General features: G+C 62.3%; 17 protein-coding genes. 7 read left to right on the forward strand and 10 right to left on the reverse strand.

The window, feature by feature from the left end:
* Positions 1–19: 19 nt before the first annotated feature.
* On the forward strand, positions 20–1,795 hold the full coding sequence (locus FHW69_RS10560; protein WP_183423019.1) for an acyl-CoA dehydrogenase C-terminal domain-containing protein: 1,776 nt from the start codon (positions 20–22) through the stop codon (positions 1,793–1,795).
* A gap of 116 nt (positions 1,796–1,911) precedes the next feature.
* Positions 1,912–2,388, forward strand: coding sequence for a GNAT family N-acetyltransferase (locus tag FHW69_RS10565; RefSeq protein ID WP_183423020.1), 477 nt, complete (start codon positions 1,912–1,914; stop codon positions 2,386–2,388).
* Between the two features lie 10 nt (positions 2,389–2,398).
* Here FHW69_RS10565 and FHW69_RS10570 read toward each other — a convergent pair whose 3' ends face one another.
* The 3 genes from FHW69_RS10570 to FHW69_RS10580 all read right to left on the reverse strand — a co-directional run bounded on the left by FHW69_RS10570 (position 2,399) and on the right by FHW69_RS10580 (position 4,971).
* Positions 2,399–3,214: an alpha/beta hydrolase gene (locus FHW69_RS10570; RefSeq protein WP_255494746.1), complete on the reverse strand. Its 816-nt coding sequence runs from the start codon at positions 3,212–3,214 to the stop codon at positions 2,399–2,401.
* Between the two features lie 108 nt (positions 3,215–3,322).
* A complete protein-coding gene (locus FHW69_RS10575) occupies positions 3,323–3,829 on the reverse strand; it encodes a hypothetical protein (protein WP_183423021.1) in 507 nt (168 codons plus the stop codon).
* Between the two features lie 386 nt (positions 3,830–4,215).
* Positions 4,216–4,971: a SapC family protein gene (locus FHW69_RS10580; protein WP_183423022.1), complete on the reverse strand. Its 756-nt coding sequence runs from the start codon at positions 4,969–4,971 to the stop codon at positions 4,216–4,218.
* A gap of 276 nt (positions 4,972–5,247) precedes the next feature.
* On the opposite strand from FHW69_RS10580, the gene FHW69_RS10585 reads away from it, so the two are divergent.
* Both FHW69_RS10585 and dxs read left to right on the forward strand, forming a co-directional pair.
* Complete coding sequence (locus tag FHW69_RS10585) at positions 5,248–5,856, forward strand: HNH endonuclease (RefSeq protein WP_183423243.1); 609 nt, start codon at positions 5,248–5,250, stop codon at positions 5,854–5,856.
* 76 nt (positions 5,857–5,932) lie between these two features.
* Positions 5,933–7,828 carry a 1-deoxy-D-xylulose-5-phosphate synthase gene (dxs, locus tag FHW69_RS10590; protein ID WP_183423023.1) on the forward strand — a complete coding sequence of 632 codons (1,896 nt, stop codon included), beginning with the start codon at positions 5,933–5,935 and terminating at the stop codon, positions 7,826–7,828.
* Positions 7,829–7,905: 77 nt separating this feature from the next.
* Here dxs and prmC read toward each other — a convergent pair whose 3' ends face one another.
* Positions 7,906–8,730: a peptide chain release factor N(5)-glutamine methyltransferase gene (gene prmC, locus FHW69_RS10595; RefSeq protein WP_183423024.1), complete on the reverse strand. Its 825-nt coding sequence runs from the start codon at positions 8,728–8,730 to the stop codon at positions 7,906–7,908.
* A 117-nt stretch (positions 8,731–8,847) separates the two neighbouring features.
* On the opposite strand from prmC, the gene FHW69_RS10600 reads away from it, so the two are divergent.
* On the forward strand, positions 8,848–9,723 hold the full coding sequence (locus FHW69_RS10600) for an alpha/beta hydrolase (RefSeq protein ID WP_183423025.1): 876 nt from the start codon (positions 8,848–8,850) through the stop codon (positions 9,721–9,723).
* A gap of 3 nt (positions 9,724–9,726) precedes the next feature.
* On the opposite strand, the gene FHW69_RS10605 is transcribed toward FHW69_RS10600, so the two are convergent.
* Positions 9,727–10,626 (reverse strand): phytanoyl-CoA dioxygenase family protein, encoded by a 900-nt coding sequence (locus FHW69_RS10605; RefSeq protein WP_183423026.1) that lies wholly within the window; start codon positions 10,624–10,626, stop codon positions 9,727–9,729.
* Positions 10,627–10,751: 125 nt separating this feature from the next.
* Here FHW69_RS10605 and FHW69_RS10610 point away from each other — a divergent pair, with 125 nt between their 5' ends.
* Positions 10,752–11,879 (forward strand): Gfo/Idh/MocA family oxidoreductase, encoded by a 1,128-nt coding sequence (locus tag FHW69_RS10610; protein ID WP_183423027.1) that lies wholly within the window; start codon positions 10,752–10,754, stop codon positions 11,877–11,879.
* On the opposite strand, the gene FHW69_RS10615 is transcribed toward FHW69_RS10610, so the two are convergent.
* The 4 genes from FHW69_RS10615 to FHW69_RS10630 form a co-directional block, all read right to left on the reverse strand.
* Entirely contained in the window at positions 11,857–12,903 is a 1,047-nt protein-coding gene (locus FHW69_RS10615) for a LacI family DNA-binding transcriptional regulator (protein WP_183423028.1), read from the reverse strand. The genes FHW69_RS10610 and FHW69_RS10615 overlap by 23 nt on opposite strands.
* Positions 12,904–12,969: 66 nt before the next feature.
* Positions 12,970–13,356 carry a hypothetical protein gene (locus tag FHW69_RS10620; protein ID WP_183423029.1) on the reverse strand — a complete coding sequence of 129 codons (387 nt, stop codon included), beginning with the start codon at positions 13,354–13,356 and terminating at the stop codon, positions 12,970–12,972.
* A 244-nt stretch (positions 13,357–13,600) separates the two neighbouring features.
* On the reverse strand, positions 13,601–13,954 hold the full coding sequence (locus tag FHW69_RS10625) for a hypothetical protein (protein ID WP_183423030.1): 354 nt from the start codon (positions 13,952–13,954) through the stop codon (positions 13,601–13,603).
* A gap of 135 nt (positions 13,955–14,089) precedes the next feature.
* Positions 14,090–14,443 (reverse strand): hypothetical protein, encoded by a 354-nt coding sequence (locus tag FHW69_RS10630; protein WP_183423031.1) that lies wholly within the window; start codon positions 14,441–14,443, stop codon positions 14,090–14,092.
* 288 nt (positions 14,444–14,731) lie between these two features.
* On the opposite strand from FHW69_RS10630, the gene FHW69_RS10635 reads away from it, so the two are divergent.
* Positions 14,732–15,244: a DUF4879 domain-containing protein gene (locus tag FHW69_RS10635; protein WP_183423032.1), complete on the forward strand. Its 513-nt coding sequence runs from the start codon at positions 14,732–14,734 to the stop codon at positions 15,242–15,244.
* A gap of 140 nt (positions 15,245–15,384) precedes the next feature.
* On the opposite strand, the gene FHW69_RS10640 is transcribed toward FHW69_RS10635, so the two are convergent.
* Positions 15,385–18,066, reverse strand: coding sequence for a M1 family metallopeptidase (locus tag FHW69_RS10640; protein WP_183423033.1), 2,682 nt, complete (start codon positions 18,064–18,066; stop codon positions 15,385–15,387).
* Between the last annotated feature and the right edge of the window lie 120 nt (positions 18,067–18,186).

An 18,186-nucleotide genomic window follows, 5' to 3' on the forward strand; every position in this document is an offset into this window, starting at 1 on the left:
GCCTCTTTCAGGAACTCCCATGACAATTTACAAAGCTCCGCTCGCCGACATGCGCTTTGCGCTTTACAACGTGCTGAACGTGGAAAAAGTGCTGGCCGGTCTGGAAGGTGGCGCAGAGCACAATCGTGAACTGATGGATGCCGTACTGGACGAAGCCGCCCGTTTCAACGAACAGGTGCTCGCTCCGCTCAACGCCACAGGCGACGAGGAAGGCTGCCACTTCGACAAGGCCACGGCGTCGGTTACCACGCCGAAGGGCTTCAAGGAGGCCTATCGCCAGTATGCCGACGGCGGCTGGGCCGGCCTCACGGCCGCAGAGAAGTTTGGCGGCCAGGCATTGCCGCACGTGCTTGGCGCGCTGACCAAGGAAATGATCGACTCGGCCAACCTGGCCTGGGGCATCTACCCGCTGCTGTCGCAGGGCGCCACCGATGCACTGGAACATCATGGCGACGAGTGGCAGCAGGAAACCTTCCTGAAGCCGCTGGTCGAAGGCCGCTGGACGGGCACGATGTGCCTGACCGAACCCCAGGCCGGCTCGGACCTCGGCCTTCTGAAGACCCGCGCCGAACCCAACGGCGATGGCAGCTACAAGGTCAGCGGCACCAAGATCTTCATAAGCGCCGGCGACCACGATTTCGCAGAGAACATCGTGCACCTCGTGCTCGCCCGCCTGCCCGACGCGCCGGCTGGCAGCCGCGGCATTTCGATGCTGGTGGTGCCCAAGTTCAAGGTCAACAAGGACGGCTCGCTGGGCGAGCGCAACGCCGCGTACCCCGGCGCCATCGAACACAAGATGGGCATCAAGGGCTCAGCCACGTGCGTCATGAATTTCGATGAAGCCGAAGGCTGGCTGATCGGCCCTGCGCACAAGGGCCTGATGGCCATGTTCACCATGATGAACGCGGCGCGCCTGGCCGTGGGCATTCAGGGCGTGGCGGTCGCCGAGCGCGCACTGCAGAACAGCCTGAACTACGCGCGTGAACGCCTGCAGATGCGCGCCCTGTCCGGCCCGACGAATCCGGACAAGCCGGCCGATCCGCTCACCTCGCATCCGGATGTGCGTCGCATGCTGTTCACGCAGCGCGCCTTCGTGGAAGGCGGACGCCTGCTTGCCGCCTACGCCGCGCTGCAAAGCGATATCGAAGCGCGCGGCACCGACGAAGCGGAGCGCAAGAAGGCTGGCGAACTGCTGTCGTTCCTGATTCCCATCGCCAAGGGCCTGCTGACCGAAGCGGCGCAGGAATGTACGAAGGAAGCGCTGCAAATCTTCGGTGGCCACGGCTACATCGCCGAGCACGGCATGGAGCAGTTTGTACGCGACGCACGCATCATCACGCTGTACGAAGGCACCACCGGCATCCAGGCGCTGGATCTGCTGGGCCGAAAGATCATGCAACTGCAGGGCGTGGGCCTGAAGCACTTCCTGGGCGAGATCTCCGCGTTCTGCCACGAACAGGCGAGCAACCCGGCACTGGAATCGTTCATCCGCCCGCTGGCCGTGGCTGCGAAGGAATGGGGTGAACTCACCCAGTCGCTGGCCAGGCGCGGCACCGAAAACCCGGAAGAACTGGGCGCGGCTGCCGTCGATTACCTGTACTACTCCGGCTATGTGACTCTCGCCTATTTCTGGGCGCGCAGCGTGCTGGCAGCCTCCGCAGAGGGCGTTACCGCAGACGTCCTTACCGCCAAGCGCGATACCGCAACGTTCTACTTCACCCGCATCCTGCCGCGCATGCACATGCACAAGGCGGCCATGGAAGCGGGCGTGGCGACGCTCCCGGCCGTCGTCTGACCTGACGTGCGGTGCGTCCTTCCAGGGACGCACCGCACACGCGGGACTTTCCAGCGCCGGAGCGAAGGTGTAGAAACTGGCATTCCAGAGCTCTCCTCCACCACGGTATCCGTACGATGAGCGATCTTGAGTACCCGGTTCGCCTCGCTGAAAGCGAGGACGATAACTTCATCCTCGACATGGTCCCGCGCTTCGTGAACTTCCCGCTGCCCGCGTGGCGGCGACGCAATGAATGTATCGAGGGCATCAGCAAGGATTTGCTGCATCATCTGGATGACCAGCCGCCCAACAGCTTCCTGTTCGTGGCTGAAGATGAAGAAGGTCAACGTGTGGGCTTCATGCATCTGCAGAAGACCCAGGATTACTTCACCGGCAAGACCAACTGTCACATCTCTGACCTGGCCGTGGCCGAACGCCATGAAGGCAAAGGTGTGGGCAAATCGCTCATACGCCACGCAGAACAGTGGGCGCGCGAGCACCACTGCCAACTGCTGACACTGGCTGTGTTTCCCGGCAACGAGCGTGCGCGCGCGATCTACGAGGAATCGGGCTTCGGCCTGGACCTGCTGCGCATGGCCAAGCCGCTGCGCTGAAGGGGCGTATTCAATGGCTGAGGAAGGAACGAAGCACGGCATTGAATGCCCCTGCGTGCGTCATGCTCATGCCGTGTGACGCACCTGCGATCGTCGCATGCTGCGCACAGGGCAGCCATTGCGCCAGCGTTGCCACGTTGCGACGATAAACCGATGGACTCTTTTCACCATCGACCAGCAGCACAGGACACGACAGCGCCTGCGCATCCGCCTGCATCATCATGGGTAGCGGATCATCCAGCTGCGGCCCCAGCGTGTGCGCGTTGTCGCGCGCCATGCGCCTGAACCATTCAGGACTGCGCTCCCATTGCGCAGGGCCGCTGACCGAGTTCACGAACAGCGACAGACCCGCATCGACCTCTCCGCGCGCAATGAGGTCACGCGCTTCGCAGCGCACCCTCTGCGTGGCAGAAGTGGACCCTTCATCGCTGCCTTCACCCTCGACCGCGCCGCCGGGATCGAGCAGCGTGACGCTGGCAAATGCCGCCGGGTCGCGCAGCACGGCCTGAAACGCGACACTGGCACCACGCGAATGCCCCACCAGATGCACCCGTTCGTGCCGCAGTTTTCGACAGAAAGAAACGACATCGTCCGCATGTTGCGACCAGCGGAAGGGAAAGCGATCTGCCGATGGCAGGCGCGGGAAATAATGGGACAGGCTAGGCGCAAGAATGCTCCAGCCGTCGGCAAGCGCATCGAGCTGCGGCGTCCAGTAACGATAATCACAAAGCGAGCCGTGGATAAACACAACGGCCGGACCACTGCCCGCGTCGACATACGCCATGCCATGGTCGTTGCCGATGAGCTTCAGCTTGGGGCGATTCAAGGGACGCAGATGCCATGGCAGATGAGAACGGAGCCAAGCATAACGCCGTGATCGTGCAGGATCGAAGAACGGTCGCCGGCAAGCCAGCGACCGTTCCTCATCGGAGGATTACTCCAGGTCGCCGAGCATCGCGTCCATTTTGGGCGCGGCCAGCCAGCCGGCGATGTCCTTGCCCAGTGCATCTACCGTGCGGCCGAGGACCGAGCAGGTGCCCTTGTAGTTGCCAAACGCGCCGCCCATCGAATTGCGCTTGCCCTTGAAGCTGCCAATGACCTTGCCGTTCTCATACAGCTTGCCCTTCACGGTCACCGACTTGTGGTGACCCATGAACGCGTTGCCGTCAGCCGTGACGTTGGTGAATTCCATATCCAGGACGCGACCCTGCTGCCCCGTCTGTACGGCGGGAGCAAAGTTGATCGTCGTGCCGGTTTCTTTCGCGTACTGCGCGATGAAGTCCGGCAGTTGTTCGTCCAGCTTGCATTCCTTGCGCACGGAGCCGGGAACGTCTGCATCTTCGTTGTACACGGCCGGACGCTGCACCGTCACCGAATCGGCCGCGAACGCGGACGGCGCCATGGCCAGCAGGGCCAGTGCCACAAAACTCAACTTACCCACATTTCTCTCCTTCAGAAAACCTGTGACGCCACGCGTCAATTCATGCATCCACCCGAACCCGTGCCTTCCGCTTGCCGGAAGACGTACCAGGAAACAAGCGCTCACCCCTGTCATGGTCGATACGAAAGGCATTCGTTCGACGACAGGCGATATTGTCGGGGAGGCGTGGGAAAGCCGTCTGTAGGGTAACGCCTACAAATGACCGTCGCGCGAACGGGATCGCGCGATGGGAAGCTGCGGAGCGGGCGGGGACACTGGCCCAAAAAAGAAATGCCCCCGGGATCTCCCCCGAGGGCATTTCACTTGCCAGCATTTCAGCGACTACGTGTCAGAGACGTTTTGACACAGGCGTCGAAAGCGGCTTTTCCCTCAACCCGAGCAGCCGATCAGGCCTGCGCGGTTTCCTCCGAGCGCTCGCGCACATCGAGACGTTCCGCCATGCGGTCGATGTTGGCCAGCGAAATGAGGTGGGCGTAGATCCAGCCGAACGCGCCTTCCTTCAGGAACTCGTGGGCAACCTTCTCGTCGAGCTGACGCAGCTTTTCTTCGTTGATCACGAAGAGGCCGTTGAGGTTGATGCCCTTGCCGTCCTTCTGCAGGGTGATGGTGCGCGGCTCAAGCAGGTTGTGCTCGCGCAGCTTGCCCATGAACCACTGCGTGCGTGCCACGTGATCCTGGAACTCGCCCAGGAAGGTCACGGCGTTGGTCAGCACGGCGGCATCGGTACCGTCTTCGTTGAACAGGCGCTCACCCTCGGTCTGGTTGAAGCCTTCGTAGGCCTCGTCCAGGAACACGGTGAAGTCGTCGCCCTCGGAACCTGCCGGCTTCTCAGCCAGCACGAACGGATAGCGGCGGACGAAAGCCGGGATGTAGATGCCCGTTTCCCAGAAGCCGTTGGCACCGACCAGCAGGTTTTCACCCTGGCGCAGACCAATGAGGGCCATCGGGCCGGCTTCTTCGATGCTGTTGCCAGCGAAGAGGATCGGGAAGTCGCGGGCAGCCGGAGCGAACTCGACGCCGGTCAACGGCACGGAGTGAACCTTCTCGGCGAAACGGACGTTGTTCACGGCCTTCAGGCGAAGGTCGCGATGGGTCGTACGGTTAAGAGGAACCGGACGCTCGTAGAAAAGCACTTCTGCCACGTTGTAACCCTCGGGCCCGCCGCGCCTGGGAAGCCACCCCGGCCCCCCTTCCAAACCCGGCCGGGCTTAGCTAATCGAATGCCCACTATATCAGCGGGAGAGCCCTCGAACAGCCCCGCAAGATACGTACCGGGATGACTGCGAAACGTAGCAAAAGTGGGCTATGCTCGGGCCGTCGACTGCGCTTTTGCACGGTTCGACCGGGGTTTTGCCCCGGTTCGCACGGAGTTCGCTTTGCTGGAACGCTCTTTCGCTGATACGAAGGACGAGACACAGATGCTGATGGAAGTGCCATTTTCCGACACCCCACCGGTCGCCACACTCAATACGACCCGGGTGCTCTCGCTCGACGCGGCCGGACGCATCCTGGACTGGATCAGCTGGCAAGACGCCGTATGCCTGTATGTCCGTGGGGCCGTGGCCTGGACCCTTGGCGACGCCTGCCTCACCGTTCACGGGGGCCAGAGCCGCGCCAGCGGCCTGCAAAGCACCCTGGATCTCCACCCCATCGTCGCCAGCACCGGTCATTGCCGCGAACATGCCATCGACCCGGCGCCCGCCCTCACCAACACCGCCCTGTTTGCCCGTGACCGGCACATCTGCCTGTACTGCGGCAATCAGTACAACCGCCACGATCTGACCCGCGATCACGTGCTGCCCCTGTCGAAAAAGGGCGCCGATGAATGGGAAAACGTGGTCAGCGCCTGCCTCGCCTGCAACCTGCGCAAGGGTAGCCGTACGCCTGCGCAGGCAAATATGCCTTTGCTGGCAGTGCCTTACCGGCCAAGCTGGGTCGAACACCTGATTCTTTCCAACCGCAACATCCTGGCCGACCAGATGGAGTTTCTGGTCAACCATCTGCCCAAGAATCGCCGGCGGGCCTGACGTCGCGGGCACATGCCCGCGATTATTCACGTTTCATCCCTTGCCCGGCCCGGCTCGTCGGCGAACAATACGGGTTATGACCGACCTTTCCCGCTACCCCTATCTGGCGCAGATCGACTCGCCGGAGGATCTCCGTCGTTTTTCGGAGGACGAACTGCCCGCCATTGCCGACGAGCTGCGCGCCTACCTGATTGAGGCTGTGGCCTCGTCTGGCGGTCATTTCGGCGCGGGCCTTGGCGTGGTCGAACTGACCGTGGCGCTTCATCACGTCTTCAAGACCCCGGTGGACCGGCTCGTCTGGGACGTGGGACACCAGTGCTATCCGCACAAGATTCTTACCGGCCGTCGCGACCGCATTACCACGATCAAGAAGAAGGAAGGCCTGGCTCCTTTCCCTCGTCGTGAGGAAAGCGAGTACGACACCTTTGGCGTGGGCCATTCGTCCACCTCGATTTCCGCCGCCCTGGGCATGGCCATTGCGGCTCAGCGCAAGGGTGACCCGCGCAAGGTCGTAGCCGTGATCGGCGACGGCGCGATGACCGCAGGCATGGCGTTCGAGGCGCTGAACCACGGTGGCGACGTCGAGCCGAACATGCTGGTCATCCTCAACGACAACGGCATGTCCATCAGCGAGAACGTGGGCGCCATGACCAAGATGATGGCGCGCGCGATGTCCAGCCGCACGCTCAATGTGTGGCGTGAGCGCGCCAAGCGCGCCATTCCCAAGCAATCGCTGTTCGGCCGCTTCTTCAAGCGCTGGGAAGAACACGCCAAGGGCATGTTCGTCCCCTCCACGCTGTTCGAGGAACTGGGCTTCCACTACACCGGCCCCATCGACGGTCACAACCTGCCGCAGCTGCTTACCGCGCTCAACACGGTGAAGAGCCTCCCGGGCCCGCAGTTGCTTCATGTGATGACCACCAAGGGCAAGGGTTACGAGCCGGCCGAAAAGGCGCAGATCGAATACCACGCCGTAGGTCCGTTCGATCCGGTGGCCGGACTGATCAAGAAGGGCGCACCGGCCAAACCGACCTACACCGACATCTTCAGCGACTGGCTGTGCGACATGTCCGCCGCCGACGAGCGCCTGCTGGGCATTACGCCGGCCATGCGCGAAGGCTCGGGGCTGGTCCGCTTCTCGAAGGAATATCCGCAGCGGTATTTCGACGTCGCCATCGCCGAGCAGCACGCCGTCACGCTGGCAGCCGGCATGGCCTGCGAAGGCGCAAAGCCCGTCGTGGCCATCTACTCCACGTTCCTGCAACGCGCCTACGATCAGGCCATTCACGACGTGGCGCTGCAGAATCTGGACGTCACCTTCGCCATCGACCGTGCGGGCGTGGTCGGCCCCGACGGCGCGACGCATTCGGGCAGCTTCGACCTGTCTTTCATGCGCGTGCTTCCCAACATGGTGGTCATGGCGCCGGCCGACGAAGCCGAATGCCGCACGATGCTGACCACGGGCTACCAGTATCCGGGCCCTGCTGCCATCCGCTATCCGCGCGGTGTTGGCCCCGGTGCCGTCATGCGCGAGGAACTGGACACCTTCCCCATCGGCAAGGCCGAAGTGCGCCGTCGCGGGCACCACGGGCTGGCCATCCTGTCGTTCGGCACCATGCTGAGCCCGGCCGCGATCATCGCTGCCGAAGTGGATGCCACGCTGGTGAACATGCGCTTCGTCAAACCGCTGGACGAAGAAGTGATTCTGGAGATGGCCAGCACGCACAAGGCCATCGTCACCATCGAAGACAATGCCATCGCCGGTGGCGCAGGTACGGGCGTGGCCGAGGTGCTTTCAGCGCACGGCATCACCGTCCCCATCCTGCACCTGGGTCTGCCTGACCTGTATCTTGAACACGGCAGCCGCGACGAAGTGCTGACCATGGCCGGCCTGGACCTGCCGGGCATCCGGAATGCCATCCTCGCGCGCTTTCCGCAGTACGTGGCAACGCCGGTCGCCAGCGCCGGCTGAGTGCCCCGCTTCCGCAGAGCCGCCGTCAGGCGTCTTTGCGGGAGCCATCCCTGGAAGGCGAATTGCCGGTGGGCACCCTACGCTACCCGCCCACCGCTGACCCGATCCCGGTCTTCCATATCCTTTGCGGTGAACACCTCGACGAACCCGGCATCGTCCAGCAGAGCACGCACCGCGTCGCCCTGATCCCAGCCGTGCTCCATCAACAGCCAGCCGCCGGGACGCACATGGGCGGATGCTCCGGCAACGATCAGGCGGATGTCGTCCAGCCCATCCGCACCAGAGGCCAGCGCCGTGGAAGGCTCGAAACGAAGATCGCCCTGTGCCAGATGCTCATCGGCTGAAGCGATATAGGGCGGGTTGCTCACGGCAAGATCAAACGTCTCTTCGCCGACCGCATCCCACCAGCTACCCTGCGCAAAACGCACATGCCCCAGCTGAAGACGCTGCGCATTGCGGCGGGCCACATGCAATGCGTCGTCACTGAAGTCCACGGCCAACACGTGTGCCTGCGGAAATTCCCGGGCCAGCGACAACGCGATGGCTCCACTGCCGGTGCCCAGGTCTACCACGCGCGCATCCGTCGTCATGCGTTCGAGCGCAAGCTCCACCAGCAACTCTGTTTCAGGACGCGGAATGAGAGTGGCCGGAGAGACTTCCAGCGAAAGCGACCAGAAATCCCGCGAGCCCATGATGTACGCCACCGGTTCGCCGGCAACGCGGCGCGCCACGAGGCCGCGAAAATTTTCGATGTGCAGATCAGGCAACCGGTCATCAGCATGCGCAAAAAGCCACGCTCGCGAGACGTCCAGGGTATGAATCAGCAGCAACTCCGCTTCAAGGCGATCGCCCAGCGCATCAGAGGCTTCACGCAGAAGGTTGCGAACATCGTGGGGAGGCATGGTCATGGACCGCAGTTTAGCAATCGGCGTCGACCGATCCGCATGTGACGCGTTTAAAGGGCAATGCTTACCCCGTCAGCACGCCCTGTCCACATTCCCTACCTACACTTGGCGACTATGACTACATCCCTCGCGCGCATCACTCGCCCTGTCCTGCTGACACTTGCCGTCGTGCTTCTGTCGGCGTGCCACAGCGTCTTCTTCGGCGCGATCAATGCGCGGCAGCCGTCCAGCGGCGTCGTGGCGCATCCGGACATCCTGTTCGACAAAGCCTCAGGCCTGTCCCTTGATGTGTATTCGCCCGTGAACGCAACGCACGCGCCTGTCGTCGTGTTCTTCTACGGCGGAAGCTGGAAATCCGGGCAAAGGCAGTGGTATCGGTGGATGGGCGAAGCTCTGGCGGCCAAGGGCATCGTGGCGATCATTCCCGATTACCGGAAATGGCCGCAGGTGAAAATGGCCGGATTCATGCAGGACAGCGCCACGGCAGTCGCCTGGGCCCACGCCCACGCCGCTGAATTTGGCGGAAACCCCGCATCTCTTTTCGTGATGGGTCACTCTGCCGGCGGGCACATTGGCGCACTGCTTGCGACCGATGGACGCTGGTTGCAAGCCGTGGGCATGAAACCGCGCGACCTTGCCGGCTTCATCGGCCTGGCGGGTGCCTACGACTTCCTGCCGCTGGACGAAAAAGATTACTTCGACATGTTCGGCCACACGGCGCAGGAACAGTACCAGTCACAGCCCATCAACTTCGTGGACGGCGATGAACCGCCGATGCTGCTTTTGCAGGGTGACGACGACGGCACGGTGGAGCCGTCCAACGCCATATCGCTGGAAGGTCGCATGCTTGCGCACGGCGAAACCGCGGAAGTGCACATGTATCCGGACCTGGGGCACATGGGCCTGGTGTTTGCATTTGGTCCGACCAAGGGCAAGGCACCGGCGCTGGCCGACACCCTGAAATTCATCCAGGCCCATTCCGCGCACTGATCCTTATCGCGCCTTCATCATCGTGCGCCCTTCTGCGTTGCCGCCGCGGGCGGCATCCAGAATTTCCGGATAGGGATAGTTCAACCCGAGCAACTGACGAATATCCGGGCTGGCCGTGTCCAGAAATGATTCGGGCAATGCCGCGGGGATGTTCTCCATCGGCTTGACCCACTTGGGCAGGTATTGAATCAGCACGGCTGACCGGTCCACCGTGGAACGATTCGGCATGGCGCAATGCCAGAGCGCTCCGAAGAAAATCACGGTATCGCCGGGCTCACCCAGCATGCGTTCACAGCGGTCGAAGAAACGGTCGGACTCATCCGGATAGCGCAGGCTGCGCTGAGAGCCGGGCACATACGCGGTGGCGCCGGTTTCTTCGGTGAAGGGGTCGAGCACGATGGTCGCCTGCGCATTAAGCGGAAACGACGAATTCAGCCGCGACGGATGCGTCTGTGGACAATGGTAGTCCCAGTACGGATAGTCGATGTGCGGCTCCTGTCCCGGGCCACCGGGAAGAATGCGATTGGCCGCAATCGATCCCATGATGAACTCCGTGCCGAGAAACGCACGCATGGTCTGCATCAACACCGGATGGGCAGCCATACGCGAGAACACATCGCCTTTGGCCAGCAGGTTCCAGACCCGTCGCTGAAGATTGATCTTCCCTTCCCGCTCCGCCGCGCCCTGGAAATGGGTGACCTTGGCAGCCTGCGCGTCGCTGTTGGATTCTTCCATGATGATCTGCCGCGCCTGCGCGATCTCATCAGCCGTGAACAACCCGCGAATCGTCACCGCTCCCACGCCATCAAGCAACTCGCCGACGATCAGGTCGGTATCAATGGTCTCCGGCGTGAAAATGCGGGGAACGGTTTTCGGGCGGGACGATTGAGCATGGGCATGCATGGCAGCACTCCGGCGAAAGCACAGAAAGGACAGGCTGGACAGAATCCACGCTAGACCTTTTTGCAAGCGCTTGCAAACCGCACTGCACCATCGGCAGGATAGGGCCTCGACCATGGGAGCACAGCATGCGCGATATTGGATTCGGGCTGATCGGCGCCGGTTACATGGGCAAGGCACACACCCTGGCTCTCAACGCCGTGCACACCACCTTCCAGACCGATGCGCGACCGTTGCGCGTATCTCTGGCCACGTCCACGCAAAGCGGTGCGCAGGAGCACGCCGACCGCTGGGGATGGCAGCACGCAACCGGCGACTGGCGCGAACTGGTCGCGCACCCAGGCGTGCAGGCCGTCATCATCGCCACGCCGCCACGCACCCACCACAATATCGTCATCGCATGTGCCGCTGCCGGAAAGGCCGTGTTCTGCGAGAAGCCGCTCGGCTGCGAGCCCGCCGAATCACTGGCCATGACCGAAGCCATGGAACGTGCCGGCCTCACGAATATGGTCGGCTTCAACTACATACGCACGCCCGCCAGCCAGCTCGCCCATCAGATCATTGCGTCGGGTGATATCGGTGAGGTTATCCAGGTCACCGCAGAACACGTGGAAGACTATCTGCACGATCCTGCCCTGCCCGCCTCATGGCGAACGCGTATAAGCACCGGCACGCATGCGGGCGCGCTTGGCGACGTGGCTCCGCACATCGTCAATGCCTGCCTCCGGCTGGTCGGGCCCATCGAATCACTGGTCGCTGACTCACATGTCGTGCAGTCCCTGCGTCCCGGAACCGATGGCCCCGAACGCGTCGAGAATGACGATCAGGGACAGATGCTGCTGCGCTTCGCGAACGGCGCCACCGGATCGCTCAGTTTCAGCCGCATGGCGGCGGGCAGGAAGATGGGCTACACCTACCGGATCACCGGAACGCGCGGTGCGCTGTGGTTCGATCAGGAAGATCAGAACGCGTTGTGGCTGTACGACGCGTCGAGGCCCGTGGAACGTCGGGGCTTCCAGAAAATCCTGATGGGGCCTGCACATCCGGACTATGTCGCATTCAACCAGGGCGTCGGTCACGGCACCGGATACAACGATCAGATCACGATCGAGATGCGTGATTTCATAAAGGCATTCACGTCAGGCCAGAACGTATGGCCCACCTTTCGCGACGGCTACGAAGTGGATCGCATCATCGCCGCGGCACTCGCATCGTCCGCGCAACGATGCTGGATCAACGTGCGCGACGTGACGTAGCCAGCGCACGCAAGGTGCGGCGTTCCACCCACTCGCAGGAAAACAGCTTGCTGCGCGGCACCTGATCCGGTTGCGCCATCCATGCCACGATGCGTTCGATGGCATACAGCACCATGGCGTGCATTGGCTGCCGCACGGTGGTCAGCTGAAACGCGGGCCACGACGCCAGCGGCATGTCGTCAAAGCCCACGATGCTGATCTGCCCGGGAACGTCGATACCGCGTTCGCGGCACGCATCCATGGCCCCCAGCGCCAGCACATCGTCACCGCAAAATACGCCATCCAGATCCGCGTGGTCATCGAGCAACTGATGCATGGCCCGACGGCCATGCTCGTGCGTGTAATCGCCAGCGAAGAGCGATGCTTTCAATGCGCGCCCGGCCACCGACGCAAAGGCCTTGCCGCGATCCTGCGTGGCGGCATCACCCTCAGCACCGCCAAGAAATGCAACGCGGCGCAGACCGCGCGCCATCATCGCCTCGCCGGCAAGCTGGCCACCCGCCAGGTTGTCCACCGTCACCACCGGCACACCATTGCGCTGCCCGGCGCGTCCAAACACGTGCAGCAACGGCATGCCTGCACTACGGCATGATTCAGTGAAACCCCGCGGCGGCGCCGACGTCGCCACCAGCACCGCATCCACGTTGTACTGGCGCAGCATGTCCAGCGCAGAGCGACCGTCGTCATCGGCCCCCAGATTGGCCAGCAACGGCCGAAGGCCCCGGGCCTGCAATTCGCGCGAGAAGAGATCAAATACGTCCATGAAGGCGGGATTGGCGAAGTGATTGGACACCAGCCCGATCAGTTCCGTACGCCCCGTCATGAGGCTGCGCGCCAGCGGATTGGGCTGATAGCCCAACTGCTCGGCGGCTGCCAGCACCTTGTCGCGCGTTTTCGCCGACACGCTGGCGCCATCCGTGAACGTGCGCGACACCGCAGAAATCGACACGCCCGCCGCGTCAGCCACATCGCGCGCCCGGGGACGCGCGACGGGAAGTTCGGGGGTTGGCAGACGACGGGTCATCGACGGTAAGGCCTCAGGGACGTGCCGCCAGTATGCCGCGTGCACATGCATCCGTGCAGCGCCACCTCAGCAACGGATGTCGAGTTTCCGGTGCCCCTCCGGATGGGCCAGCCGGCAGGCTTCGAGACGCGCCTTCCGCGCTGCCGTCTCGCGCACATGGTGCTGCGTCAGCTCACCGCCCCAGGTTTCCCGAAGACGTGCGAGCAATGCGCGCTTCTTCACTGGCAACGCGGACTTCTGCCCTTCCTCTATGTTGTGAGGCGAGATTTTCGAGATGGGCGATTTGCCGATCTTCTTTGCTGCGGCCATGGCATTTCCGCGCTTCACTTCTCGCGCAACATCGGCATAAGAGGGCGACTTCCCCGCCTTGTCGGGCTTTGCGGCCGGCGAATCACTTTCCGTTTCTTTCCTGTGCGGCTTCTTCGGTCCCAGAAATGAGTAGGACGGAATCATTGCGTCACTCCTTGTGATGATGTTCTGCGGGAACAAGCAATCCTGACGCCGTTGCGCGCGATTGGCAGAAACACTTACGCGCGATGACGTGAAAGCCTCCCTGGGAATACGCACGTTGAATCGCCGACGATTCAACGGCCAAGCGCCCCCTTCGCAGGGATCGCGCTCGCTTTGCGGGAGTGCGGGCGATTGGGTTCGTGCCGTAATGCGCGACAATTTCCCGGCGCCAGCATGTCGACGCATGTCAGGCACGTGTACTCAACCCATGCGGAAATCGCTCCAGATGCTGGAGTTTCGTGGCGAGGCTCCGCCAGGACGATGCCCCTTCGGGATCGCGAATGTAGTCGTGGAAGGAGGCGATGCCTTCAATCCCCTCGTACATATTCACTGGAACATCCAGGCGATTATCCAATGCGTCCGTCGATATCACCCCCAGAACGCAAGATGCATCTTCCGTACTGATGCGCCCTGATTTTATCCAGTCACTGAGAAGAGAAATCAGTTCGCGCGGTGTGATATGTGACAGATCCACCTCTGGCAAATCCGAATTCGCGCCTTCGTTACTTTCCACCACCATCGGTTGAGCTGACGTGCTCATTCGCGAGACCTCATTCGTCACGACCCGCCCCATTGCTACCAGTCCCTGTATGTTCATCGCCCGACTCCTTTCGATAGTGGTTGGGTTCGTGCCATAACGCGCGACAATTTCCCGGCGCCCGCATGTCGACGCATGTCAGGCACGCGTACTCAACCCATGCGGAAATCGCTCAAGATGCTGGAGTTTCGTGGCGAGGCTCCGCCAGTACGATGCCCCTTCGGGATCGCGAATGTAGTCGTGGAAGGAGGCGATGCCTTCAATCCCCTCGTACATATTCACTGGAACATCCAGGCGATTATTCAATGCGTCCGTCGATATCACACCCAAAAGGCAAGCTGCATCCTCCGTACTGATGCGCTCTGATTTCACCCACTCATCGAGAAGAGAAATCAGTTCGCGCGGTGTGATATGTGACATATCCACCTCTGGCAAACCCGAATTCGCGCCTTCGTTACTTTCCACCACCATCGGTTGAGCTGACGTGCTCATTCGCGATACCTCATTCGTCACGACCCGCCCCGTTGCTACCAGTCCCTGAATGTTCATCATCCGCTCCGTTTCGATACTGGAGCATCCGATGAAGCAAATTCAGCTCCACATGGGCCAACCAGATTCATACAGTTCGTGGAAGGCTTCGCTGACGTCGGCGACCGTCGATCAATCAGGCGACGCGGGTCTTCAGACGCGAGCAGGAAAGACATTTCCCCGGTACAAGCACAAGCAGGCCGTCAGCACCATCGGTGTGCGGCCTGTGCCGCCTCAATGGAGATCACGATCATGAAGAAGGCAACCCTTCCGTTCTCGCTCTTTGCTCTTTGCGCCGCGCTGTCGCCGGGGCCGACGCAGGCTGACCAGTACGTCAGGATGCTGGATGCCTCCGGCGCCCCTGATGTTTCCGGGCTGTATGCAGAACGAAGTTCCGCGTCAACTCTGACCAGCGCGCACGTCGTCGCCGTCCACTCCGCGCAGGGAGGAAATGAAGTCATCCCACCGGGAGCATGGTCCACGCAGCAGGATCACGGCGGAGCCAACATGACGATCATCACGGAGGAAATCGGCTACGGACGCTTTGAGCAGGCATCGCTTCTGAGCAATCCGTTGCGCGAAGTGCGCCGGGAGCCGTTGTGCGACTACGGCGCACCTGCACCGTGCAATGGCCGGGGGACCATCGTCGGGTATCGTCGGCACTGGAATGCGTCAGGCTTTGAGGGCGGTAACTTTCAGTTCACCGTCTATCCCAACAGCAATGGCGGTGGGTCGGTGCAGTCCGCTTTCCTGACGATTCGCTGATGTCGGGCGGATCGCTCCGCAGAGATCGGGAGCAAGCTCGCTCCCACAAGCCGTGGAAGGATTATGAACGACGTCAGGTTTTCAACAAAAAAAACGCCGGGCGATGCCCGGCGTTTTCATGCCAGAACGACTGCCTCGGATCAGCGAATCGTCGTCGGGTCCTGCTTGGCCTTCAGGGCTGCGCACAGGAGCGTCGACTCAGTCGTCTGAGCCAGACCGCGCTCTGCACCGGTCACATCCTTCAGACGCGGCTGGAAGAACGCCGTCAGGCGATCAGCTTCTGCCTTCGAGCAACCGCCGCCACCGGCAAGCATCGGCAGCTGGCCACCTGCGAAGCTGCCCGTGCGTGCCACGACCTTGTCGTAATTGGCCACGAACCACTTCCACAGGTCGTCACGGCTTTCCTGCGTGTCGCGTGCACCGCGCAGAACGGCTGCCATCTCGCCGACCTTCACGTCCTTGCCGAGGGCGAAGTTGCGTGCCTCGTCGGCCAGCGGACCCTTGGCAGCCGAGAGGCCTGCCAGCATTGCGTTGCGCTTCTGCGGATCGCTGTTCTTCGGGATTTCGGCAATCAGTGCATCCACCGCCGGCTTGCCACGCTCCTGCACCGCCACTTCCAGTGCAACGCCCAGCAGATCCTGATCCGCTGCATCCAGATCCAGACGGCCGTCCTTCACCTGAAGTGCGGCATCACCCTGCTTGAGCATTTCCGCGCGGACTTCCGGCACGGCAACCTGCGGATCAGCCAGGAAATCCACGACCGACTGACGGGTCAGCGTGTCGTTGTCCGGCTCACCTGCCTTCTTGCGATAGCCCAGCGTCTGCAGCTTGCTGTAGTAGCCATCCTTCGCCCATGCACGCAGATGCGCACGCTGTGCGTCGGTGACGGCCTCGTTCTGCATGATCCAGCCGAACGACGCCATCGGTGCCGTGAACACTTCGCGGGTCTTCGATGCCGTCAGCGGCTTCAGCGCGGCGAGCAGGTCGCCAGCGTTGATGTCGCCATGCTGGAAGCTGGCGCGTACGGCGTCAGCGTATGCCAGCTGCTCGGCGTCGCTCAGCGTGCCGACCACCTTGGAAAGGTTGGCCAGATCCTTCTTGCCCTCGGAGAAGCGGTAGTAACCGCGACCGTTCGCGTTGGGCAGCACCCACGTCGGCGAGCTTGCGCCCTCAAGCGTGATGGTGCCTGTCGCCTTGTCGAACAGTTCGCACGACACCTTGCTGCTGCCACCGGTCGTGCCATAACGCACGCACAGCGGAACGCCCCACACGCGATTCGCATCGCCCGTGCTGCCCAGCGGCAGGTAACGGCTCTGAGTCAGGTGCAGAACGGTCTTGCCGCCCTCCTGCTTCACTTCCGTCGCAACGTAAGGCACACCCGACTGATTGAGGAAGCTGCGGAACGCATCCTTGAACGGTTCGCCCTGGCCTGCTGCCTCGGCGATGGAGTCAATCAGATCGTCTGCGCTTGCGTTACCGAACTTGTGCTTCTGGATGTAGGCACGCATGCCCTTCTGGAACACATCATCGGAGACGTAGCCCTCGAACATGCCAAGGACTGCAGCACCCTTCTGGTAGGTGATGCCGTCGAATGCCGTCTCGATGTCGCCGTTGCCCGTGATCGGCTGACGAATCTTGCGTGCGCTGACCAGGCTGTCGTTGGACATCGCACCCTGCGCACCGCGAACCCGGTCGAGGTCAGCGCGATATTCCGGATGCACCTTGGTCGTGACCTTCTGCTGCATCCAGGTCGCGAATGCTTCGTTCAACCAGAGGTCGTCCCACCAGGCCATGGTGACGGTGTCGCCCGTCCACTGGTGCGCCAGCTCGTGCGCATTGACGTTGAACGAGCCACGGACGTACTGCGCCGGGGAGTCCGGATCAATCAGCAGCAGCCAGTCGCGGAAGGTGACCAGGCCCGCGTTCTCCATGGCGCCCGCACTGAAATCAGGAGCAGCAAGCAGATCGAGCTTGTCGAAGGGATAGCCGAAGCCGTAGTAATCCTCCAGCGTGTGGATGATCGACTGGGTTTCGCCCAGCACGTGCTTCATGCGGTGGCCTTCGCCCTTGGCCGCGATGCCGCGCAGTTCGGTAGCCTCGGCGCGGTACTGGGTCGGGGCAATGTCCGGGCCCTTCACCACGTCCCACGGACCCACGGCAAACGCCACCAGGTAGGTGGGCAGCGGCTTGGTCGTGGAGAAGGTCAGGGTCTTCCAGCCGGCGCCGGCCTTCTCTTCCTTGATCTGCTTGGTGTTGGCCACGCCCTGGTCATCGGACGGAATGGTCAGGCTGATGTCGTAAGGCGTCTTGAAGGACGGCTCATCGAAGCCCGGGAAAGCGTAACGGGCAGACACCGGCTCCATCTGCGTCATTGCATAGGGCACGCCCTCATGCGAGACCTTGTACAGGCCCTGGAGCTGCTTGTTCAGCGGCGCCGTGAACTCGATGGCAATGGTCAGTTCCTGCGGATCGAGCTTCGCGCCGAGATCCAGACGGGCCACGCCTTCTTTCTCGGCGGCAACGGTGTACTTGCCAACGTGCTTCTTGCCGGCAGCATCGGTCACCGTAACCTTGGAAACTTTGAGGTCATGCCCGTGCAGCCACACGAAGTCCGACGCCTGCGAAAGCTTGACCTTGATGGTCGTGCTGCCGCTGTAGGTCTCCTGCTTCGGGTCCACCTTGAAAGCCAGGCGATAGGCTTGCGGGGTTGCCCACGTGGGGAGGCGGCCAAGGGGCGCGGCGGCGTCCGTGCCGGCGGCGAAGGCTGCGCCACAGCAGGCAGCGAGCGCGGTGAGTACGAGAGGACGGACGAGACGACGCATGGGGGTGGGGCTCCTTCGAAAGAGCCCGTAACGTAGGGACGCGCATGACCTCTGGCCCAGTGCCGGAAGGCATGGACTACAGTCGCTTGCAGCAAATCCCCGCAAAGGACGTCGCTTGCA

The sequence above is a fragment of the Luteibacter sp. Sphag1AF genome (assembly GCF_014192715.1).
Taxonomy (GTDB): Bacteria; Pseudomonadota; Gammaproteobacteria; order Xanthomonadales; family Rhodanobacteraceae; genus Luteibacter.